Below are 21,774 nucleotides of genomic sequence, written 5' to 3'. Positions count from 1 at the left end.
GGCTCATATTATCTGCGTATTCTACAATAGAAATTTCATGAAACCTTTGCGTAGTGCTTTGTGGCTTACTAGGGATACGAACATCATCTAGGCTATTTTTTACCACAGTAGTATTCAAACTAAACTTACTCACCGCTGATGAGGCGGCGTAGCCTCCTAAGATACTACCCAGATAAAGTCTGACATGGCGGTATTGATACTGGCAATTGACTGCCCCCGTGAGGCAATCGTTATCTGGCTAGTAGTCTGAAAGCTGGTGATGTCATCAAATCGAATTTTGTAACTCATACGCCCTCCTTAGTTCAGACCTGAAAACAGGGATTCCCCCAAGACATTGTCCGTCCGGGTAAGCTCCTTACCTGCATCTGAAATGCGGGAAATATCCGTTTCTAATATAAATATTTAGCATCCCTTATTATTATAAGCCATATCTTTGGGTAATTGATTTCTTGTTAAACATTCAAACAGTTATACTACTTGCCAGTCGCCGCTGTGCGAAAACTATCCTAATCATTGATTAGGGTAGAGGCAAACTGAAAGACTTGAGGCTTTCAGTTTAGCAATGAAACGACAAAGTCGGTTGCTTGCGTGCCACGCACTTAAGGCAGACTGGCATATTTATAAATACTGATTGTCAATCACCTGTTTTATCCCATAAAGGAGAAGAGTATTGAGTAGCCCAACCATTATTTATATAATATTGATTTCTTAGAACAACACGATCCAGCAGCTCCATAAATTTATTTTTCGCCTCTATAAAATTTAAGTATTGAAAACATTTTCCCTGACTAGCTCTGTCCATAGTAGCATATACTAAGTAAAGTTGATTCCTACTGTCAAATTCCAGTCTTATTTCCCACTCTAAAGGCCTATGTTCATTAAAAATAGAATATCTCAAACTTTCATAACCTTTATTTTTTATTTCATCTATTAAATTTTTCTTTTCTAATTCTAAATCTACCATTATTTTATCTCCTTAATAAACCCTAATTTTTCATACCAATTAATAGATGTTCCAAACATAATTTGGACACCTCCACCTTGTCCAAATACTTTAGCAATCTCTCCTTTTTGAGGATTGTACATATCCTCTGGACCAAACCCAAAATCTTCCATATCAATTTCTATTTGCTGTCTATCTATTGGACTCAATTTCTTTAATGCCTTTTCATAATTGGACTTATTAATATCTATCACCACTTCATATCTATGATAAGGTTGGTAACCCTCTGGATATGGCAAACCTCGTTTATTGAATGAGGTCATCTCTCCATCTATTATAGGACTGGTAAATCGACCACCACTTGAACCATAGCGATCTACCAATTGATCTGCTTTAAGATCTGCAGGCTCTGTAATTGGATTACCTGCTCTATCTAGTACAAATCCGTCTCCCGTTTTAGGCCATTTGATACGACCTTCCGCATCTACATAAGTTCTTGATCGAACAGGAACTTGCCGCCCGGCAAAAGAATCAGCTGATATATAAGCGGTACTGCCATCAGGCATTTCAATCTTTTCTGGAAAATACTTCCCATTCAAGGCATATTCCCGTCGTAAATAATCGTCAAACTTCGAACTTTCTCTCGCTAGCTTGCTTTCTTCGATATTCTTCAGAATGTGTTCTCTGTTATAAGAAGGTCTATCGACCTCGGGTACTTTTGCCTTACTTGGGGAAATGTCGTTCAAGGTAAACTTACTCGCCGCGGACGAGGCGGCGTAGCCTCCTAGGATACTGCCGACAAGGCTGGCGCGCTGGGCATCTTCTTCGCTTCCGCCGAGGAGTTTGGTGCCGTGGTAGGCTGCTTGGTGTCCGGCAAAACCGCCAACCTCTCCAATCGTAAATTCTGTTAAGCCCTTGGCAAGGCTCTGGGTCTTGCCTATGGGAATCAGCACTGCACTGGCGGTGGTAAAGAGACCGCCTACTTGGTGGTAGGTCTTGTCATTACCCATAAATAGAGTATCGCGAATGGGATTGGTGGCGTGGGTCTTGCCGTCTCCTTGGTAGCCTAGATAGAGATTGTGTCCCGCCTCAACTGTATTGGAGAGACCGTAGGCAACCGTTCCGCTACCTGCAATCCAAGCTCCTGCCACTAAAGGAGTAGCAGCTCCGCCACTAGCCACAATGGCTGCGACACCAACGGCAATGGTTACAGCTCCTAGGGCAAGATCAATCCAGCCTTGGGTCTTTCTCTCTTCTGCTGCTAGGGCCTCAAATCTTACTCGGTCTCGTTCTTGGGCTGCCTGCACTTTGTCCATTGTATTGGTGATATGCTGTTCCACCTGTTGGTAGGCGATCGCAAAGCGTTCTACTGACTGGAGTTTCCCTAGATCGCCCGACCGATAAGAGCTGATCTTGCGGGTTTGACCGCTGTATTCTGCAAGTAAGGCTTTAGTCGCAGACACCAGCTCCTTAAAGGCAGTCAAATCCTGTCGGGCATGATTGCTTTCATACTGCTGGATCGCATTATCCAGAGTTTTGAGTTTGGTCGTTAGCACGCCATAGTCTAAAGCCGTACTCGTATGACTGGTACCAGAATAGAAAACTAGATCAGAAATCTTGTCCTTTTCTGCATTTAGAAGTTCCAGCTGATGATTAAAGCGGTCATGAGAATTTTTCAAGTCTGACTGAAGAGTGGTAAAGACTTGTTCGGGCAGTTCTGCATGGTGATCGCTATCTATATTATAATAGCCATCTTTGTACAGTAAGAAACTAGATGAATAATCATTCATCAAATGGATCAAGGTCTGTAACAAGGTGCCATGTACTTCGCTTAGATAGGTGCGGATTCCCGCAATCCCCTCTCCTTGGAGGCTGCTGTCATTGATAAAATCTGACATGGCTATGTTGATACTAGCGATTGACTGTCCCCATGAGGCAATACTTGTCTGGCTAGTAGTCTGAAAGCTGGTAATGTCATCAAATCGAATCTTGTAACTCATACACCCTCCTTAATTCAGACCTGAAAATAGGGACTGTCCCAAGACATTATCTGTCCGAGCAAGCTCCTTACCTGCATCTGAAATGCGGGAAATATCCGTTTCTAATAAGGCTGTATACTGTGTAATCAGCTGGTACAAGTCGTCAAATTGTTGCTGGCGAACTCTTCCTTTTACTTTCCTTTCCAATTCGGTTTTACTTCACTAAGATATTTATAGATAATTCATATTGTAGTCTTTATGCCAGTCGCCGCTGTGCGAAACTACCCTAATCATTGATTAGGGTAGAGGCAAACTGAAAGACCTTAGGCTTTCAGTTTAGCAATGAAACGACAAAGTCGGTAGAAAAACTGCTCCGCAGTTCCCATTTCCTATTTGTCACAGTCAATTCCCTGACTGTGACAACGTGCCACGCACTAAAGGCAAACTGGCATATTTGTATATACTGATTGTTAATCATCTGTTTTATCCCATAAAGGAGAAGGGTATAGAGAGTATTCTTTTCTAGTAACTCGCCGTTTATTTAATGCTACAAAATCAATATTTTTTTGTAAAAAGAAAGTCTTTGCTGTTTCAAAATCATCAAATTCCCATGTTTTGCTAAGTACATAAGAACGCTCATCTCGCATATTCACTTTAAATGTTCCATCTTTCCAAAACAAATGAATCGCCCACGGTAATCGCTTTGTTTCATCAAAAAGTACATAATGTAAACTAGATAAACCTAACCTGTTCATATCTGTATTGATAATCTCTTTAAACTTAGCAATATCTTGTTGTTTTATCATTTCATTACCTCCCTTATCAACCCTAAATCTTCATATACTTTTATACCTGTTGTAAATTGTATTTGAACTCCTCCTCCAGAATCAAAGACTCTTGCAATCTCTCCTTTTTGAATCTCTGCTAAATCTTCAATCGTTTTTCCAAAAACTTCTAAATCTTGGGCTATATTGTTTTGAATGTCTGCAGGTAGCTCATTAAATGCTCGCAAAATATTTTCTTTTGTGAGATCCTCTACCACTTCATACTGATGATAGGTTTGGAAATTTTCCGGATAAGGCAAACCTCGTTTGTTAAATGGGGTCACCTCTCCATCTATTATAGGACTGGTAAATCGACCACCACTTGAACCATAGCGATCTACCAATTGACCTGCTTTAAGATGTGCAGGCTCTGTAATTGGATTACCTGCTCTATCTAGTACAAATCCGTCTCCCGTTTTAGGCCATTTGATACGACCTTCCGCATCTACATAAGTTCTTGATCGAACAGGAACTTGCCGCCCGGCAAAAGAATCAGCTGACATATAAGCGGTACTGCCATCAGGCATTTCAATCTTTTCTGGAAAATACTTCCCATTCAAGGTATATTCCCGTCGTAAATAATTATCAAACTTCGAACTTTCTCTCGCTAGCTTGCTGTCCTCAATATTCTTCAGAATTTGTTCTCTGTTATAGGAAGGTCTATCGACCTCGGGTACTTTTGCCTTGCTTGGGGAAATGTCGTTCAAGGTAAACTTACTCGCCGCGGACGAGGCGGCGTAGCCTCCTAGGATACTGCCGACAAGGCTGGCGCGCTGGGCGTCTTCTTCGCTACCGCCGAGGAGTTTGATGCCGTGGTAGGCTGCTTGGTGTCCGGCAAAACCGCCAACCTCTCCAATCATAAATTCTGTCAATCCCTTGACCACACTCTGGGTCTTGCCTATGGGAATCAGTACCGCACTGGCGGTGGTAAAGAGACCGCCAACTTGGTGGTAGGTCTTGTCATTGCCCATAAATAGGGTGTCCCGAATGGGATTGGTAGCGTGGGTCTTGCCGTCTCCTTGGTAGCCTAAGTAAAGGTTGTGTCCTGCCTCAACTGTATTGGAGAGACCATAGGCAACCGTTCCGCTACCTGCAATCCAAGCTCCTACCACTAAAGGAGTGGCGGCTCCACCACTAGCCACAATGGCTGCGACACCAACGGCAATGGTTACAGCACCTAGGGCAAGGTCTATCCAGCCTTGGGTCTTTCTCTCTTCTGCTGCTAGGGCTTCAAATCTTGCTTGGTCTCGTTCTTGGGCTGCCCGCACTTTGTCCATTGTATTGGTGATATGTTGTTCCACCTGTTGATAGGCAGTCGCAAAGCGTTCTACTGACTGGAGTTTCCCCAGATCACCAGACCGATAAGAGCTAATCTTGCGGGTTTGACCGCTGTATTCTGCAAGTAAGGCTTTAGTCGCAGACACCAACTCCTTAAAGGCAGTCAAGTCCTGTCGGGCATGATTGCTTTCATACTGCTGGATCGCACTATCTAGGGTCTTGAGTTTGCTTATTAGCACGCCATAGTCTAAAGCGGTACTCGTATGGCTGGTACCAGAATAGGAAACTAGATCAGAAATCTTGTCCTTTTCGGCATTTAGAAGTTCCAGCTGATGATTAAAGCGGTCATGAGAATTTTTCAAGTCTGACTGAAGAGTGGTAAAGACCTGTTCGGGAAGCTCTGCGTGGTGATCGCTTCCTATATTATAATAGCCATCTTTGTAGAGCAGGAAGCTAGACGAATAATCATTCATCAAATTTATTAAGGTCTGCAATAAGGTCCCATGTACTTCGCTTAGATAGGTACGGATCCCCGCAATCCCCTCTCCTTGGAGACTACTATCATTGATAAAGTCTGACATGGCTGTGTTGATACTGGCAATTGACTGCCCCCATGAGGCAATCGTTGTCTGGCTAGTAGTCTGAAAGCTGGTAATGTCATCAAATCGAATCTTGTAACTCATACACCCTCCTTAGTTCAGACCTGAAAATAGGGATTTCCCCAAGACATTGTCTGTCCGAGCAAGCTCCTTACCTGCATCTGAAATGCGGGCAATGTCCGTTTCTAATAAGGCTGTATACTGTGTAATCAACTGGTACAATTCGTCAAATTGTTGCTGGTAAAGATCCAAGACCTTTGACTCTGAAGTCATTTCAAAGACGGGCTTGCTTCCGTCAGCTAGGCTAGCTTTGGCAGTTAAGAGCTTACTGACATGGGACAGAAAGACAACATCTGATAATTGAATAACGCCGTACATATCCTAGCCCTCCTTAGTGTGTAGTAATTTCTCAATGAAATTGCCTAGATGATTGATCTGGCTTTGGCACCAACCAATGATACCATTCTGCTCATTATTCCACTAATATATTTATAGATCTTTATGCCAGTCGCCGCTGTGCGAAAACTACCCTAATCATTGATTAGGGTAGAGGCAAACTGAAAGACCTTAGGCTTTCAGTTTAGCAATGAAACGACAAAGTCGGTTGCTTGCGTGGCCACGCACTAAAGGCAGACTGGTAAAAGATACTATCAAAAATTTTACACTTCTATTTCCTCTCACACTATCATGTCAATCATCTGTCTTATCCCATAATGGTGAAGAATATTCTATATCCATTCCTTCTTTACCATAATATCGATTTATAAAAACAACATTTTTAAGAATTTCTATGAAACGAGCCCGTGCTTCCTGAAAATTTGGATATAAATCCTTACCATTAGTACTAGCCCTATCCATTGTCGAGTACACTTCATATTCCTCAGTATCATGATTAAATTCAATACGTGTTTCCCACTCTCTAGGCCTATGATCATCGAAAATTGAAAATCTCAAACTTTCATAACCTAACTCACGAATATCTGATAAAATCTCTAAACGCTCTTTTTCTAGATCAAACATTAGTTCACAACCTCCTTTAATAATCCCATTTTTTCATACCAAACAACACTTGTACTAAATTTTATTTGTATCCCGTCACCTTGTCCAAAAACTTTAGCAATTTTCCCCATTTGGACATTTGCCATATCTTCCAAAGTAAACTTGCGGTCTTTCATCAGCTTAGATAATACAATTTTATCCTGTTCTGACAATAAGTCATATCCACTTTTTAGATTTTCCAAACTTATATCCTTTACCACCTCATATCTATTATAAGGTTGGTAACTCTCTGGATATGGCAAACCTCGTTTGTTAAATGGGGTCACCTCTCCATCTATTATAGGACTGGTAAATCGACCACCACTTGAACCATAGCGATCTACCAATTGACCTGCTTTAAGATCTGCAGGCTCCGTAATTGGATTACCTGCTCCATCTAGTACAAATCCGTCTCCCGTTTTAGGCCATTTGATACGACCTTCCGCATTCACAAAATCTCGTGAACGAACAGGCACTGCTTTTCCTTCAAATGTGTCCGCCGAAAGATAGGCTCGCTGACCATTAGGAAGCTCAATACGCTCGGGGAAATACTTCCCATTCAAGGTATATTCCCGTCGTAAATAATCATCAAACTTCGAACTTTCTCTCGCTAGCTTGCTTTCTTCAATATTCTTCAGAATGTGTTCTCTGTTATAGGAAGGTCTATCGACTTCGGGTACTTTTGCCTTACTTGGGGCAATGTCGTTCAAGGTAAACTTACTCGCCGCGGACGAGGCGGCGTAGCCTCCTAAGATACTGCCCACAAAGCTGGCGCGTTGGGCGTCTGCTTCGCTTCCGCCGAGGAGTTTGGTACCGTGGTAAGCTGCTTGGTGACCGGCAAAACCACCAACCTCTCCAATCGTAAATTCTGTTAAGCCCTTGGCAAGGCTCTGGGTCTTGCCTATGGAAGCAGCGACACTTTAAATTTCACATTTCCGTACTCATTGATATGGTCTCTGTTAACTCTACAATTGAATACCATACTCGTCCTTTATCACTTGACGAATCCTTTCGATTTCAGGCCAAGCATCTATGTGTCCAATGATACCTACTTCTATCCCTCTTGATTTTATAGCATTTTCTCTAATTGCAAGATTACTTTTAATAACCTCTGATAGGTGAGTTTTGTCAATTTCAAATGGCGATAAATGATTTTTTTCTTTAAATAATAGTGATGCAAAATATTTCAAAGACATATATAGTCCATAATCAGAAGAAACAACCATTTCACATAGTGATTGTTCAAACAAATTTTTGAATTTCTCATCTTCAAGGTATAATTTATAAATCCCTTTCGAAATTATCTTACTTGTATCAACTTGTCCAGCTTCAGGAGAGAAAGGTGAGCTTTCTATAAAATACTTCTCACTTCCCAATAAGAACTCTAATAATGAATCATTTGCGATACTTTGCAGTAGTTGATTCCTAACTTCCATTTTATTTCTCCTTTTTTATTTTAATTCAGATATACTGACATTAGCGGAATTATTGGGAATTAGACCTGTAACACCCTCAGGAACGCCTCCATCCGTGAAACCACCTGGTAACCAATGGTTATTAGCTCCAAATTCATTTCCAGACGGCAATCTTAAACCGACTTCATCCAAGTTAGCTACATCAATTCTAATAAGCCCTCCTCCGTCTGCAAAGTGTCCCACATCAAAACCAAGAGCAGATTCAATTTTTGAAATATCACCTTTTGCTCCCAAAATTACATTATCACCAAAGTCCTTCGGCATTACAAATTGAGATTGATCCGCAACGATACCTATTGTTGGATTACCTTTGACATAAGTAATATATTGCTCTTTCGTCATTATTATTGTAGCACCATTTTCAAATTGTGAAAGATGGTTCTTTAAATAATCATCAGATAAATATCGAGTTGGATGCGGTCGTAAACCTTTACTGGTTAGAACAATATCATTCTCTAATACAATGTCTAATCCTGCTTTCCTCTTTACATTCCAAGCCACATACCTCTGCGCATCTTCAGGGCTCATGTCATCTATAAAAGATGTCACTTTCGCCTCGCTTACCCTATTCAAACTAAACTTGGCTGCCGCGGACGAGGCTGCGTAGCCTCCTAGGATACTGCCGACAAGGCTGGCGCGTTGGGCATCTGCTTCGCTGCCGCCGAGGAGTTTGGTACCGTGGTAGGCGGCTTGGTGTCCGGCAAAACCACCAACCTCTCCAATCGTAAATTCTGTTAAGCCCTTGGCAAAGCTCTGGGTCTTGCCTATGGGAATCAGCACCGCACTGGCGGTGGTAAAGAGACCGCCAACTTGGTGATAGGTCTTGTCATTGCCCATAAATAGGGTATCGCGAATGGGATTGGTGGCGTGGGTCTTGCCGTCTCCTTGGTAGCCTAAGTAAAGGTTGTGCCCTGCCTCAACTGTATTGGAGAGACCATAGGCAACCGTTCCACTACCTGCAATCCAAGCTCCTGCCACTAAAGGAGTAGCAGCTCCGCCACTAGCCACAATGGCTGCGACACCAACGGCAATGGTTACAGCTCCTAGGGCAAGGTCAATCCAGCCTTGGGTCTTTCTCTCTTCTGCTGCTAGGGCTTCAAATCTCACTCGGTCTCGTTCTTGGGCTGCCTGCACTTTGTCCATTGTATTGGTGATGTGTTGTTCCACCTGTTGATAGGCGGTCGCAAAGCGTTCTACTGATTGGAGTTTTCCCAAATCACCAGACCGATAAGAGCTAATCTTGCGGGTTTGACCGCTGTATTCCGATAACAGAGCTTTAGTCGCAGATACCAGCTCCTTAAAGGCAGTCAAGTCCTGTCGGGCATGATTGCTTTCATACTGCTGGATTGCATTATCCAGAGTGGTGAGTTTGGTTGTTAAGACGCCATAGTCTAAAGCGGTACTTGTATGGCTGGTACCCGAGTAGGAAACCAAGTCAGAAATCTTATCCTTTTCGGCATTTAGAAGCTCTAGCTGGTGATTGAAGCGGTCATGAGAGTTCTTCAAGTCTGACTGAAGAGTGGTAAAGACTTGTTCGGGCAGTTCTGCGTGGTGATCGCTATCTATATTATAATAGCCATCTTTGTACAGTAAGAAACTAGATGAATAATCATTCATCAAATTTATTAAGGTCTGTAACAAGGTGCCATGTACTTCGCTTAGATAGGTGCGGATTCCCGCAATCCCCTCTCCTTGGAGGCTACTGTCATTGATAAAGTCTGACATGGCGGTATTGATACTGGCAATTGACTGCCCCCATGACGCAATGCTTGTCTGGCTAGTAGTCTGAAAGCTGGTAATGTCATCAAATCGAATCTTGTAACTCATACGCCCTCCTTAATTCAGACCTGAAAAAGGGATTTCCCCAAGACATTATCTGTCCGGGTAAGCTCTTTACCTGCATCTGAAATGCGGGTAATATCCGTTTCTAATAAGGCTGTATACTGTGTGATCAGCTGGTACAAGTCGTCAAATTGTTGCTGGTAAAGTTCCAAGACCTTTGACTCTGAAGTTATTTCAAAGACGGGCTTGCTTCCGTCAGCTAGGCTAGCTTTGGCAGTCGAGAGCTTACTGACATGGGACAGAAAGACAACATCTGATAATTGAATAACGCCGTACATATCCTATCCCTCCTTGGTGTGTAGTAGTTTCTCAATGAAATTGCCTAGATGATTAATCTGGCTTTGGCACCAGCCAATGATGCCATTCTGCTCATTCTTCTGATTTTCCAGCCGGGTGATTTCATCACAAATAGCGTCATAAAAGGTGTTCATTTCTGTCTGAAAGCTCGTGTAATCCGTCGAAAATTCCTCCCACTTGCTGGTGAACTCTTCCTTTTGCTTTCCTTTCCAGTCCGGTTGTTCCTTTTTGAGCATGATGGAAACTTTGGTGTCGTTGACATCCGTCTGAATATTCCCAATCGACTTTTTGACAGACCGTAGTCTTTCTAATTTTTCATCAATGGAAGCGATCGTTGCGGAGGCTGCTGAAAGATTTGCATAGTGTGCATCAACCTGCCCTTGCAGTTGATAAATTTGAGTGTCATCCATTTTACCCATAGCCTATCCTCCAAGACCATTGACACCATTTAATTCGGACACATTTCCTTTCGGAATGTCAGTGGTATTCAAAATATGGTCGATATTTTCCAAATATCCTTCTTGGACAACCTTTAAGATGTCTTCTTGGTTAAAGTAGATAAGGCTATCGCCCATGAGCCCCTCTGGGTAAAGACAGGCACCATAATCAAAGCGGTAGACTTCTCCCTTGACGGGTACAGCAATAACACGTGATACAATCATCATTTTCTTTGTATTTCCCTTGAGGATCACAAGACTGCCTAAGGGTAAGAGGGTAACATCTGACATAGAATCTCCTTTCTAAAGCTCTAATAATTGAATAAAGTCATATCCTTCTGGATGTAGGATATAGCCTTGGTTTGGTCGAAGCGCTGGTTCATTATTCAGATATGGATAGCGCGTATGATTTTGGTCACTGATACGAACTCCTAAAAAGACCTGCTCGACTAATTGAAGCATGAGTTTGACATAGCTATCGTAACTATTATTGACAAGGTCTTGATAGCTTCCTACAAAGAGAGCTGTGACACCGTGTTTGGCACCCTCAGCCAAGAGCAGCTTCATGTCGGCTTCATTCAAACCGGCACTCATTCCTGTCGTAGCAATATTTGGAATAATGATTAGCCAATTTGGGTACCTTTCCTGAGGTTTGGCTATTCTATCTTTTAAGTCATCTATAATCGTCCGAAGTACATTACCCACTTCTGAACTACTACTGAAGCGATTGGCTCCCTCAAAGAACTGCTGTGGGATCTTCTCATCATTATCAAGGACAACGACCCTGTAATGTTCTTTCAGCCTATTGATATGGAAATCGAGTATCTTGTAGTAGTTATTGATAAATACTGGCCCTTCCGCAGCCATCAAAATAGGGGCATCAAAACCAAATCCAGCTGGTTGAACCCACTCCCTATCTAAGCCGAGAACCAATTCTTTCGTAGAAGCGACCAGATGGTCTGGCGTCACCCTTTCAGGCAACATTGGTACAGGATTTGGTAATTCACCTGTATAGGCAGTATTCATGGCGGAAACTTCTTGCGCTACTTCTGCAATATAGTCGGCATATTGTTCACTCATATAGGGTAGGGCTATTTGGAATTGAGTAATCTCATCTAATTTCGTTATTGCTCGTCCCTTAATCTCATCTAGTTCAATATTTGAACGTCCTACAATACCTGATAGGTCACTGGTATCAAATAGGTAGAGGGAAATTTTTGTTTTAAAATTAGACTGGAGCTGCAATCTCATTGCATTGAGACGAGACATGGTCGTCACTAGATACATTCCTAGTGATGCACCATCACGCGCAATGATATTGAGCACATCATAGAAAGAATCTATAAATGGTGCGTCCGTCACACTGTCAAAACCATCAATCATGATAAAGATTGTTGGGAAACTAGAGTCAGACAACTGATTATACTGACGTAAGTTTGTTGCTTTTAATTTCGACAAGGCCTTTTTACGATCTTTGACCATCTCGTGGAGACGACGCATTGACTTGAGAATTTTCTCTGTTTCATCTAGGGTAAAATAATCTGCTACATGAAGGAAATCAGAAAGCGGAATCAGCCCACTTGTTCCAAAGTCATAGAGGTAGAAATGCAGGTCAGCTGGTGTATGTTTGCGCATGGCATCTACTGCTAAGCTCTGAAGGAAGGTAGATTTACCGAACCCTGGACTAGAGACTAAGAGGATATGGCCTGCTTGCTCCATATTGAAATAGAGTGGGGATTGTTCTTGTCTTTCTGGAATATCCTGATACCCCATCAAGATTTCTAGTGGACCTGATTTCTGATTCCAGTAGTCCTTAAAGTCCACCGATTGCAACTGCTTAGCATATATCTTCTCTTCTAGGGGAGGTAACCAGGGGCTTGCCACTTTTGGAAGCTGTAAGTTTTCAAATACTTCATGGGCTTTTTCGACAATCGCATCCAGCTCTGTGGGAACAGCCTTGACCTCTTTTTGATTTGCTAAACCGCTCAAATCCTTGTTGATTGGTGAGTATTGACCACTGGCTGTAATCTCATAGATCGTGGTTTCTCGTTGGACTTGATTTTTCCCGTCAGGATTATAGTCAGCTCCTGACCAAGCGCTTTGGAACAATTCGTAAATCTCATTGTTTCCAACCTGTAAATATGCCCGTCCAGTTTGTGTAATTTCAGCTGCATCAGGTGTCTTAATGACTTCTCGTGAATCTGCAATATCTTGCACTTTTAGGGCGATCTTAAATTTCGAGTTGGACCAAATTTGGTCGTTGACTACGCCGCTTGGTTTTTGGGTTGCTAGGATCAATTTTACCCCCAATGATCGACCGATACGGGCAGTTGAGACCAATTCGTCCATAAAGTCTGGCTGGTTGGCCTTTAGCTCCGCAAATTCATCACTGATGATCAGCAATTGCGGAAGTGGTTCCTTAACCTTGCCCTCCTTAAAGAGTTTGGTATATTGATTGATATGGTTTACATCATTTTCTAAGAAGATGCGCTGGCGTTTTTTCAGCTCTGCCTTAATCGAAACGAGGGCGCGATTTGCTTGATTGCCATCCAAGTTGGTGATGGTTCCTACAAGGTGGGGAAGATCCGCAAAGAGGTTGGCCATACCTCCCCCTTTATAGTCAATCAAGAGAAAGGCTACTTCATAGGGATGATAATGAACGGCTAAGGATAAAATGTAGGACTGGATCAGTTCCGATTTACCTGATCCTGTGGTTCCTGCAATCAGTCCATGTGGTCCGTGGGCCTTTTCGTGCAAGTTCAAATAGAGAATATCGTCACGACCACGAACGCCCAAGGGAACTGCCATCGTTTGGTAGGTTTCATTCTCAGACCAGCGTGTCAATAGATCTAATTCCTCTACACGACTGACCCCGTACATTTCTAGGAAAGTAATGCTATTAGGAATAGAATTGCGCAGGGTTTGAACGTGGTTGATTCCCGCCATGTTCCGTGCAAAGTCTTCCTTGGCTTGGACATCAATCATTGGCATCGGTAGAAATGCCTCGTTTACATAGCTCCCATTTTGAAGCAAGAGAGTTGCTTTCTTGTCACCTCGATAATCTACGACGGTCTGTATATGCTCTGGCAAGCTCTCAATCACTTCTTCTACAAAAATATAGTGGATTCCCAGATGTGACAAGTCCTCATTGATATATTCCATAATATTATGATCTAGGAGGGGGCTTAGGTCTGTAATCAATAAAATATAACGAGGGGCATACTGCTTCTCTGCATTCTTGTCTTGATCACTATCTAGCTTTCGCTCCTTGATAATCTGATAGAGAGAGGTTAGCAGCTGGTCACGCGTCCGCTGGCTGTACACAAAGCCGCGGCTATTAAAGGCTTGAATCTTGGTATGGGGCAACCAGCGGCTCCAGTCCCAAAGCGGTAGCTCTTCTTCACGGAAAATAGGAATAAATTGGACATCATGGTAACTTTGGAAGGTTGCTATCTGCATCATCAGTTGCTGAACCTGCTCTATCACAACTCTCCGATTACCAATATAACCAATGGGAGCTGCAATAGCGTTTTGAATCGGAACTGGACTGATCATTTTATAGTACGATAAAAGTTCCTCTACTTTTTGTCCTGCTTTTGCATTATATTTTGTTAGTTCAGAGCTACTATAATCAATTTGAAAGCTGGCTGGTACTTCTCCTAGTCCTAAACGATAGGTCAGAAAATCAAAATGGTAGGGTGTTTTTTCATAGATGCGTCTATCGGTGGCTTCTGCCATCCCAAGAATGGTCTGGGTATCTGGATAGTGATAAAAGAGGGCTTCTATCTGCTCTTTTTGATAGGCTGAAAGCTCCTTGTATTTGGTATCCAAATAGGACATGTAGTCGTCTAACTTTTGGGCTTGTTTTTCTTTATGATTTTTCTTGTCGGTGAAATAGGTATGAATGGAAGTTCCAATGGTAATGACGGACATCCCCATCATCATGAAGACCATACCACCACTTCTGGAAAATAGATAGGTTAGACCGGTAAAGACAATCATTGCAAGCGGAGTAATCAAGAGTTTTAATAATGACTGCTTGGTCATCTCCTCATCTGTCGGAGCAGAGGCGATGGTGATTTGTCCTTCTGGCTCTCTTAAAATAATACGTGGCGAGCGGTGAAATTCTTTCGCCCGATCTTCTGCCACTGTTTCAAAGAAGGTCAGCAGGCTTGTTTCAAGCTCAAAAAGGGTGGCCAGAGAAAGAACCTGCTTCTGTAAGGTGAGGACAATCCCTGTCTCGAAAACAAGAATATCGTTTTCGCGTACGACACCTTTCCCTGACTGCTTATGACCATTTAAGAAATAGGTATCACTGCTAAAGAAATCAATCTTACTATTGGTATGCTCATGGAAAGTATAGACTATTTCCCCAGAGTAACCTTTTAAGCGAACCGTTGCATCCTCCGCGCCAGATAAGTAGAGGGAGTTCTTGGGTAGGAGAAAATACTGGGGTTCAGGGAGAATCATGAGCGTGATAGTGACGGCATCCGCTAGGGAAACCTGATGAATCCCTACTCTGTAATTCTGTTCTGATAGAGACACCGCCTCTTTCTCTACTTTTAAGGAGAGGGAATCGTCCAGCGGGAGTCGAATATCGGAAAGAGGCTCTGATCCTAGTAGATAAGTCTTTGCTGGATAGAGAGGATAGGCATTCTCTTGATAAATAAGGTATATCATCTATCTTCCTCCTACTGCTTTGAACTTGATGATGAAGTGGTGGCCGAGGAACTGGTCGCAGCTGACGACGCGTCTTCGATCTTGGTGGTCTCTTCTTTCTCGCTAGTATCAGAAGGGGTGAGATATTGCTTTTTCAATTCTTCTAATTTCGACTTATAGCCATTGATCTTTTCTGTACGTTCTTCTGATGTCATTTCTGGATCACGCTGAATCTCATCAATTTTCTTCGTCATTCCATACATCAAGAGCTGTGGATCATCTAGGAAACTTGCAATATCGATCGCTTCATCAATCTTAGCTTGACCTATCAGCACCCAGTACCGGAGGTAATCTTCATTGGATTGGCTAGAAATCTTACTTAATTCTGCTTTTTGCTCGTCCGTCAAATGCTCTGTCATGACGACTGAATAGGCGACTATGTACTTATCGTCTTGACTTAGGGACTTGCTGTCAATATTTTTCACGCTTGAGATAACCTGTGAATAATCTTCTTGAATAAAGGCTAGGCGAATCGTTGAAATCATTTCCTGCCTTGGCAGGGCAAAGAATAACAGATAAGCAATCCCTACCAATGAGCAAAGGGCTACAATGGAGGAAACGAGGGCAGAAAACTTCAATTTTGTCAGGAGGCTATTCGGCGTTCTTGAGTAATGCTGCTCATTGAAGTCTTTCTCCTCTGTATACTTTTCTTGAAGCAGGCTCACCACGTCTGGAATACTCTCTGCCTCTAGAATCGTTTCACAGAAAAGGTTTCCTTTATAAAAAGGGAGCTTCCCATCCATCAAGGAAGAATAATCTGTCTTATCATCTAGGAGGGACAAAATCATTGCTTTATAGCGTTGAAGAAACTCATCTGCTGTCAGCAGGTCATACGGTGGTACTTGTCCCTTGATTCCCTTATGAATAAAGCGAGGGCTAGCATTCATGGTAAAAACAATTGATTCTGGATCGAATGAATACGTGTATTTGGAAAATGCCAGCTCCTCATAGAGGCGACCAATATTCAAGAGGTGGCGCAGCTGTTCTTCCACAGTAAGCTCACCTAAGCGTCCCCAGTCATACATTCCCTCTTCAAGATGAGTTTCTACTAGCAGTACTTCCTCTTTGATATGAACATCTGCTGTAAGAAAAAGAGGATGGTCAGCCTCTAATAAGGTATAGGCTACCTCACGATTTCCCTTTACATCCTCTATTAGTAATTCTATTTTTAGTTTTTTCATCGTTGGCTCCATCCTGTCTTATACTCGTCAAAAATCAACATCTGACGTCGTTAACTCATCTTGCTGAACTTCAGTTCTACCTGCGATTTCATTGCCTAGTCAGATTTTGATTTTTATAGAGTATTACATGTTTTCTAGTTGTAATCGTACCCCATTTTTCAAGCTCTCTAGTGTTCCTGTACTTGCAATCATCTGCCCTGTTTGTAGCACTCGTGCCGTTGGATTGACGATCTGCAAGGAGAGACCGTAGGAATCCGATACGACCTGCAATAATTCTTTTAAGGTCATAGAGGCAGGGATTCTTAGATCAAACTGCCGATTAAGCACTAGGGTAAGATCCAGACTAACGTTGATATATCCATCCATATACTATTTCTTTCCTTTTCTTTGACTAAAGACACGAAAAATCGAATATCCCATCAGGCAGAATCCTAGACCTAACATTCCTAGCACTTGCCACGAAAGGGCAGGAGACTTTCCACTCAAGGAAAAATGGTAGTCTCCTGTATTTGAAATCATGGTCTTTGAAGTAAACAGCAAGGGTTGATAGGCTTCTATAATACCTTGACTGGATAGGCTTTCCAAGAACAGATGATTCCGTTCTCTTGTCGCTGTTTCCTTTTCCTGTTCTTGCATTTGTTGAATCGCTTCCGTTGTTTCTAGCCGGAACAACTTTGCAAGCTCACTTTCTTGCTCGATATAATGGAGTTCCTTGGACTCTTGGTTTGAATGAATATCGGTATCGATTTTCAGTGAACCGCTGTCTGCGGAGGCTGAAATACCTATGAAAGAAATGGTTAATAAGGTGGCTCCTAAGATAATACTTTTTTTCATAGTCATTCCTTATACTCTTCAAAAATCAACTTCAAGCTCTGTCAGCGCCGCCTTGCCGTACTTTAAGTCATTTAATTTATATTTTTACTACTTCCTTAACTCGCCTTACCGTACCCCAGTACAAGCTGCGACTTTTGACGAAAACTTCCTTTTCTTCATTTCCAACCTCAAACAGTGTCTTCCCAGACTGTTTGAGTTAGTACTAAAAATAAACGAAACGACTATACTCTTTGAAAATCAAAAGGATACTTTAAACTCCAGTAGAGGTTTTCAGCCTGTTCCCTTAATAGAGTTCTAGCTTCACCTTATAGGAAATTAGCCACGCTAAGCCTATCTCCCAGATAGTTGAAGATCGTCTATTTGATTTTCCTTGAGTATAGTACAACCCGAGGCTCACTGCCTGCTGGCTTTTGAATTTTGATTGAGTATTACCTTTCTTTTACCTTTCTGTAAATCAGGGTGTTCGTAGTTCCTAGCACAATTGTCACAAAGAAGACCAAGACAGTAGCTAGTTCCCAACCTTGGGTATGGTTAATAAAATTGGTTACCAGCTTTTCTAGATGTGATAGTGGAGAAAGTGTGTCTAAGAAATGAGCAGAACTAACATAGTGCGCATCTAATAATTGACCTGCTGTCACTAGGTACAAAAGCAATAGCACAATTCCCACTAAAAATCCTAAACTGCGTAACTTCTCTAACATCACATTGATGGCATAGGTACAACAGAGGGTGATGAGTACTAGGAGAAGGATGAAGGCTATGATCTGACCGACATTCATGTCCAACTTATATCCTGCTATGGCTGCAATCAGGAAGCCTGCAATAGCGCCCATTCCCGTCAAGAATGTCATCGGTCCTGTCGCATTTTTCCAATGGATACGGTTGGTAATCTTTAGGCGTTGCTGTAAGCCTGCAATATCCGCGTGTTGTAACAAGTAGGCAATTCCTAAAGCTACCAGATAACAAATCAGCATAATCAATAGACCCGAGCGTTCATCTTGACGTGCTGTCCTTACCTTGGTCACTGCAGTGGTTTTCAATACATTCTGAATATTGGAAGCGTCAACTGGGTTCGATAAGTAGTCATAGACAGCTTCATTTTTACTATTTCCTGTCTTAGTGTTGCTCAAAACGCTTGAAAAGGCTTGAAGGAAGTCTTTATTGGAATTGTAGGTAGTATCCATCACCGTTTTCAATTCTGTAACACGGCCTGATAAGGACTCTCCCTCTTTCTCGAGATTGGCAACATCTGTGGACAGCTTTTCTACATCAGATTCTATGGTTTTAGATACGGATTGATTGGATTTCGTATTGTTCATCAGGGTTTGACTTGCTGCCATCAGTCGGGACAGATCCTTGTTGATGTCCATTGTAACCGTCACGAGACCTGTATTCTCCCGTTTTTCTGTTTCAGTGAAGACCGGCTTATTCTGAATACTTTCATGGACTTTCTCGGTTTCCTGAAGTGTCGCTCCCAACTTGACAAGTAAATCTGATGTATTGGTTCTTAAAGCCTCAATGTTTTTAACAAGCCCCTCGGCATTCGTCATTTTAGCCTCAAACTGTTCCAAGTCTTGCTCTGGGACTTTTAATTGCTCTTTCAAGCTGGAAATCGTTGCGTCCTTGATTAGCTGGACAATGATTGCCTTGAGGTTTTCAGTGTCCGTCTGGCTCAATAAGGCAGATGGACCCGGTTCTACTTTCCCTGATTGTAAATCCATATCATAGAAGGCAGCTGCAAGAGAAGCAACTTCGATATAGCCTTTCACATCATTATAAACAGCTTGCCCTCCTTGGCTGACTGCATAGGCAGATACGTTAGGAATGACATCAGTATATGAGTAGGTTCTCGCAATGTTCTTGGTTTCTGCTTTGGGGATACTAACAGTGGTCTCTACCTCTATTTCTTGAGGTTTGGCATCTGGTTTTTCTGCATCTGCGGGAACTGTTACTTTGACAGGAACCTTTTTCTCCTCCTGCTCACCAGAAAGTGCCTCAACTTCTTGAGAGGTTTTCACAACTGCTCGTACCGGCACATCTTGGAAGATATCCATTTGCTCTGGATTAAGGACTTCAAGATTGTACAAAATCGTAAATGAAGTACCGCTTAAACCACTGATGGTGTATTCTGTATCGCTGACTTGTGAGACAGGATAATTGCTGACATTAACTCTATAATTTGCAGGAACAAATAGGTGTACGCTGGTAACATTGCCCTCTAGATCACTAAAAGAAATAGAGCGTTGTGTTTGGAGCTGTTGCAAGGCAGCCTTTTTGACTTCTGCTAGGTGTTCTTGTTGGAAAGTAGCTGTACGCGTTGTTGGTAGGGACTTTTCATTTTTTTCTGCATACCATTCCACAAAACGATTGATAGTCTTTAGGTAAGCCTTATCCGCATCCGATAAGCCCATACTATCAATGGTCGTATCTGTATAGAAATGCGTCGTCGCAATGGTTCCATCCATTTTTGAAAGCATGGTGTCATGTAGCGTCTTGAAATACAGTCCTAGCGTCTGCTTGATTTCTTCTGTCTTGTCAGCTTGCCCACTCGTATCGTTCAATGATTCTTCGACAGCTGTCGCAATCGTCTTTTCATAATTTGCTAAGGTCGTATCAATATCGGTATTTAGTTTTCTAAGTCGAGCAACAAAACTGCTTAATTCTGTGTTGAAGCCGTTTACTTTATCCCTTGTGTCTTTCCAGACCTCGGGTTCGCTCAAATGTTCCAAAATATAGGAATTGAGTGCCTTCATCTGACCCAGCTCTTGTTCTACCGTTAACTTAGAGAATGCTTCATCATAATTGTGCAAAGTCGTTTCTCTTGCATCAATTGATGATTGCCAAGATTCTTGCAGGGATTTGATTTTTTCGATCTCATCTTCGTAGCTTTTATCTACGCTAACAATTGATGTAAACGCGTCATTTGTATGATTGAGTTCCTTGCTGAAGGTGGAATAGGTATTGACTAAATCATTTGGTCTGGAACCTAGTCCTGCAAATAGCTGAGAATAGGAGGTCAGCGGGTTTACTAATTTCGTATTATACGTATCTAAGGCACTGCCCTCATTGGTCACAAGGTCGGAAACTTGGGATTGGGCTGTCTGAAGGTTCCCGATGATACTAAGAAAATAGATATTGACCAAATCTTTATTAAACAGGCTCTTAAAATCAATGACTGCTTGTTCAGCCTGCTTTACAACCAGTTGCTTATCTGATTTAATTTCATACTGAAATACGGCCCGCGAGGGGTTCGTAGACTCAAGTGCCAAGCTCTCTTCGGAAAACTTACTGGGAAAGATGATCATTAACTGATACGTATTATTTTCCAAGCCCTTGGTTGCAATCGAGCGGGATACCGTCTCAATATCGTAATCGGTAGAAGTTGCCAATGATTTGAGCAAGGTGTCTGCGATATGTACATTCTCTCCGTTATAATTCGTTCCCTTGTCTTCATTGACAACAGCAATTTTTAAGGGACTCTTCTGAACGGTTTGTTCTGAAGAAGTCTTGCTAATTGGAGTTGGTTTTATAACTCCTAAAAAAGAGATGACGATCGTCATTGCTAATAAAGCCACTCCTAACCAGGTTAATCGTTTCTTGTTCACAGTTTTCTCCTATATGAAATAATAAATAAAAAGGGTTGAGGAAGCCTCCCCAACCCAACACATATATTTGTCGTTTTTAGCCGTGATTAAGACCAAATCCGCTCTTGATAGCAAGGTCATTTTCTGTCATAATATCCGCAGTCTTATCAAGTTGAACATTGATTTGTTGCATCAATTCAGCAAAATTCTGAACTTTTGGCTTCAACTCGTTGAATTGGTTATCAAATCCATTAAAGGCTTCACCTTCCCACTCGCTACGAAGTGTGTCTTGCAAACGTTGAAGGTTATTCAAGATTTGATTGATATCATTTGCAGCTCTGCCATATTCTTTAGCACGAGTTTTTAGAGTTTCTGGGGATACACGAATTTGTCCAGACATAATACATTCTCCTTTTAAATATTTGATAAATATATCATACCATAATTTATGATGGATTGCAACGATTTGCAAGCTATTTTTTAATTTTATTGTAAAATTTTTCAAAAATTCTACAAAATAGCGCTTTCGACCCAATAAAATGAAGAGAGACAAGGTTTTGAGATTGGAAATATAGTCATTCAGTTTATCTTTTATTAGTTCGTTTACTCGTCTTGTATAATTGAGTTCAGCCTAAAACCTCGGAAAAAAGATAGACTTCCTTGTGTTCATCGAACACCTCGTCAGTCTCCTATTTTTCGTTCGTTTTTTTAACGGCTTCACATCTTATATAACTGAACTCGGAC

Annotated in this window: 20 protein-coding genes; all 20 read right to left on the bottom strand. The window is 41.9% G+C overall.

The features are described 5' to 3' along the window. Nucleotides 1-156: 156 nt before the first annotated feature. The 20 genes from BU200_RS11695 to BU200_RS07825 all read right to left on the bottom strand — a co-directional run bounded on the left by BU200_RS11695 (nucleotide 157) and on the right by BU200_RS07825 (nucleotide 21,430). Nucleotides 157-288, bottom strand: coding sequence for a hypothetical protein (locus tag BU200_RS11695; RefSeq protein WP_280523043.1), 132 nt, complete (start codon nucleotides 286-288; stop codon nucleotides 157-159). Nucleotides 289-634: 346 nt separating this feature from the next. Next, a complete protein-coding gene (locus BU200_RS07910; protein WP_075099648.1) occupies nucleotides 635-964 on the bottom strand; it encodes an Imm59 family immunity protein in 330 nt (109 codons plus the stop codon). Next, on the bottom strand, nucleotides 964-2,943 hold the full coding sequence (locus tag BU200_RS07905; RefSeq protein ID WP_075099647.1) for a glycohydrolase toxin TNT-related protein: 1,980 nt from the start codon (nucleotides 2,941-2,943) through the stop codon (nucleotides 964-966). The genes BU200_RS07910 and BU200_RS07905 overlap by 1 nt, the downstream gene beginning before the upstream one ends. 9 nt (nucleotides 2,944-2,952) lie before the next feature. After that, nucleotides 2,953-3,129 (bottom strand): hypothetical protein, encoded by a 177-nt coding sequence (locus tag BU200_RS11260; RefSeq protein WP_169822876.1) that lies wholly within the window; start codon nucleotides 3,127-3,129, stop codon nucleotides 2,953-2,955. A 263-nt stretch (nucleotides 3,130-3,392) separates the two neighbouring features. After that, nucleotides 3,393-3,728, bottom strand: coding sequence for an Imm59 family immunity protein (locus tag BU200_RS07900; RefSeq protein ID WP_075099646.1), 336 nt, complete (start codon nucleotides 3,726-3,728; stop codon nucleotides 3,393-3,395). Continuing rightward, nucleotides 3,725-5,707 (bottom strand): T7SS effector LXG polymorphic toxin, encoded by a 1,983-nt coding sequence (locus tag BU200_RS07895; protein WP_075099645.1) that lies wholly within the window; start codon nucleotides 5,705-5,707, stop codon nucleotides 3,725-3,727. Before BU200_RS07895 ends, BU200_RS07900 begins: the two co-directional genes overlap by 4 nt. A gap of 9 nt (nucleotides 5,708-5,716) precedes the next feature. Then, nucleotides 5,717-6,001, bottom strand: a complete 285-nt coding sequence (locus BU200_RS07890; protein WP_075099644.1) for a TIGR04197 family type VII secretion effector — start codon at nucleotides 5,999-6,001, stop codon at nucleotides 5,717-5,719. A gap of 312 nt (nucleotides 6,002-6,313) precedes the next feature. Continuing rightward, complete coding sequence (locus BU200_RS07885) at nucleotides 6,314-6,643, bottom strand: Imm59 family immunity protein (RefSeq protein ID WP_075099643.1); 330 nt, start codon at nucleotides 6,641-6,643, stop codon at nucleotides 6,314-6,316. Then, nucleotides 6,643-7,425, bottom strand: coding sequence for a TNT domain-containing protein (locus tag BU200_RS11730; protein WP_342352165.1), 783 nt, complete (start codon nucleotides 7,423-7,425; stop codon nucleotides 6,643-6,645). The genes BU200_RS07885 and BU200_RS11730 overlap by 1 nt, the downstream gene beginning before the upstream one ends. Nucleotides 7,426-7,626: 201 nt before the next feature. Then, nucleotides 7,627-8,097: a hypothetical protein gene (locus tag BU200_RS07875; RefSeq protein ID WP_075099642.1), complete on the bottom strand. Its 471-nt coding sequence runs from the start codon at nucleotides 8,095-8,097 to the stop codon at nucleotides 7,627-7,629. Nucleotides 8,098-8,112: 15 nt separating this feature from the next. Next, nucleotides 8,113-9,963, bottom strand: coding sequence for a T7SS effector LXG polymorphic toxin (locus BU200_RS07870; protein ID WP_075099641.1), 1,851 nt, complete (start codon nucleotides 9,961-9,963; stop codon nucleotides 8,113-8,115). A gap of 14 nt (nucleotides 9,964-9,977) precedes the next feature. After that, a complete protein-coding gene (locus BU200_RS07865) occupies nucleotides 9,978-10,256 on the bottom strand; it encodes a TIGR04197 family type VII secretion effector (protein ID WP_075099640.1) in 279 nt (92 codons plus the stop codon). A gap of 3 nt (nucleotides 10,257-10,259) precedes the next feature. Beyond that, entirely contained in the window at nucleotides 10,260-10,694 is a 435-nt protein-coding gene (locus BU200_RS07860) for a YwqH-like family protein (protein WP_075099639.1), read from the bottom strand. A 3-nt stretch (nucleotides 10,695-10,697) separates the two neighbouring features. After that, complete coding sequence (locus tag BU200_RS07855) at nucleotides 10,698-11,003, bottom strand: DUF4176 domain-containing protein (protein WP_075099638.1); 306 nt, start codon at nucleotides 11,001-11,003, stop codon at nucleotides 10,698-10,700. A gap of 12 nt (nucleotides 11,004-11,015) precedes the next feature. Then, entirely contained in the window at nucleotides 11,016-15,392 is a 4,377-nt protein-coding gene (gene essC, locus BU200_RS07850) for a type VII secretion protein EssC (protein WP_075099637.1), read from the bottom strand. A gap of 11 nt (nucleotides 15,393-15,403) precedes the next feature. Further along, entirely contained in the window at nucleotides 15,404-16,612 is a 1,209-nt protein-coding gene (gene essB, locus BU200_RS07845; RefSeq protein WP_075099636.1) for a type VII secretion protein EssB, read from the bottom strand. A 123-nt stretch (nucleotides 16,613-16,735) separates the two neighbouring features. Further along, nucleotides 16,736-16,978, bottom strand: coding sequence for a type VII secretion protein (locus BU200_RS07840; protein WP_075099635.1), 243 nt, complete (start codon nucleotides 16,976-16,978; stop codon nucleotides 16,736-16,738). Nucleotides 16,979-16,981: 3 nt separating this feature from the next. Further along, nucleotides 16,982-17,446: a type VII secretion EssA family protein gene (locus BU200_RS07835; protein WP_075099634.1), complete on the bottom strand. Its 465-nt coding sequence runs from the start codon at nucleotides 17,444-17,446 to the stop codon at nucleotides 16,982-16,984. A 428-nt stretch (nucleotides 17,447-17,874) separates the two neighbouring features. After that, nucleotides 17,875-21,051 carry a type VII secretion protein EsaA gene (gene esaA, locus BU200_RS07830; RefSeq protein WP_075099633.1) on the bottom strand — a complete coding sequence of 1,059 codons (3,177 nt, stop codon included), beginning with the start codon at nucleotides 21,049-21,051 and terminating at the stop codon, nucleotides 17,875-17,877. A 76-nt stretch (nucleotides 21,052-21,127) separates the two neighbouring features. Further along, nucleotides 21,128-21,430, bottom strand: coding sequence for a WXG100 family type VII secretion target (locus BU200_RS07825; protein ID WP_075099632.1), 303 nt, complete (start codon nucleotides 21,428-21,430; stop codon nucleotides 21,128-21,130). Between the last annotated feature and the right edge of the window lie 344 nt (nucleotides 21,431-21,774).

Source organism: Streptococcus acidominimus (assembly GCF_001921825.1).
In the GTDB taxonomy this organism is placed as follows: Bacteria; Bacillota; Bacilli; order Lactobacillales; family Streptococcaceae; genus Streptococcus; species Streptococcus acidominimus.
This window is presented reverse-complemented; position numbering and strand designations above follow the sequence as displayed.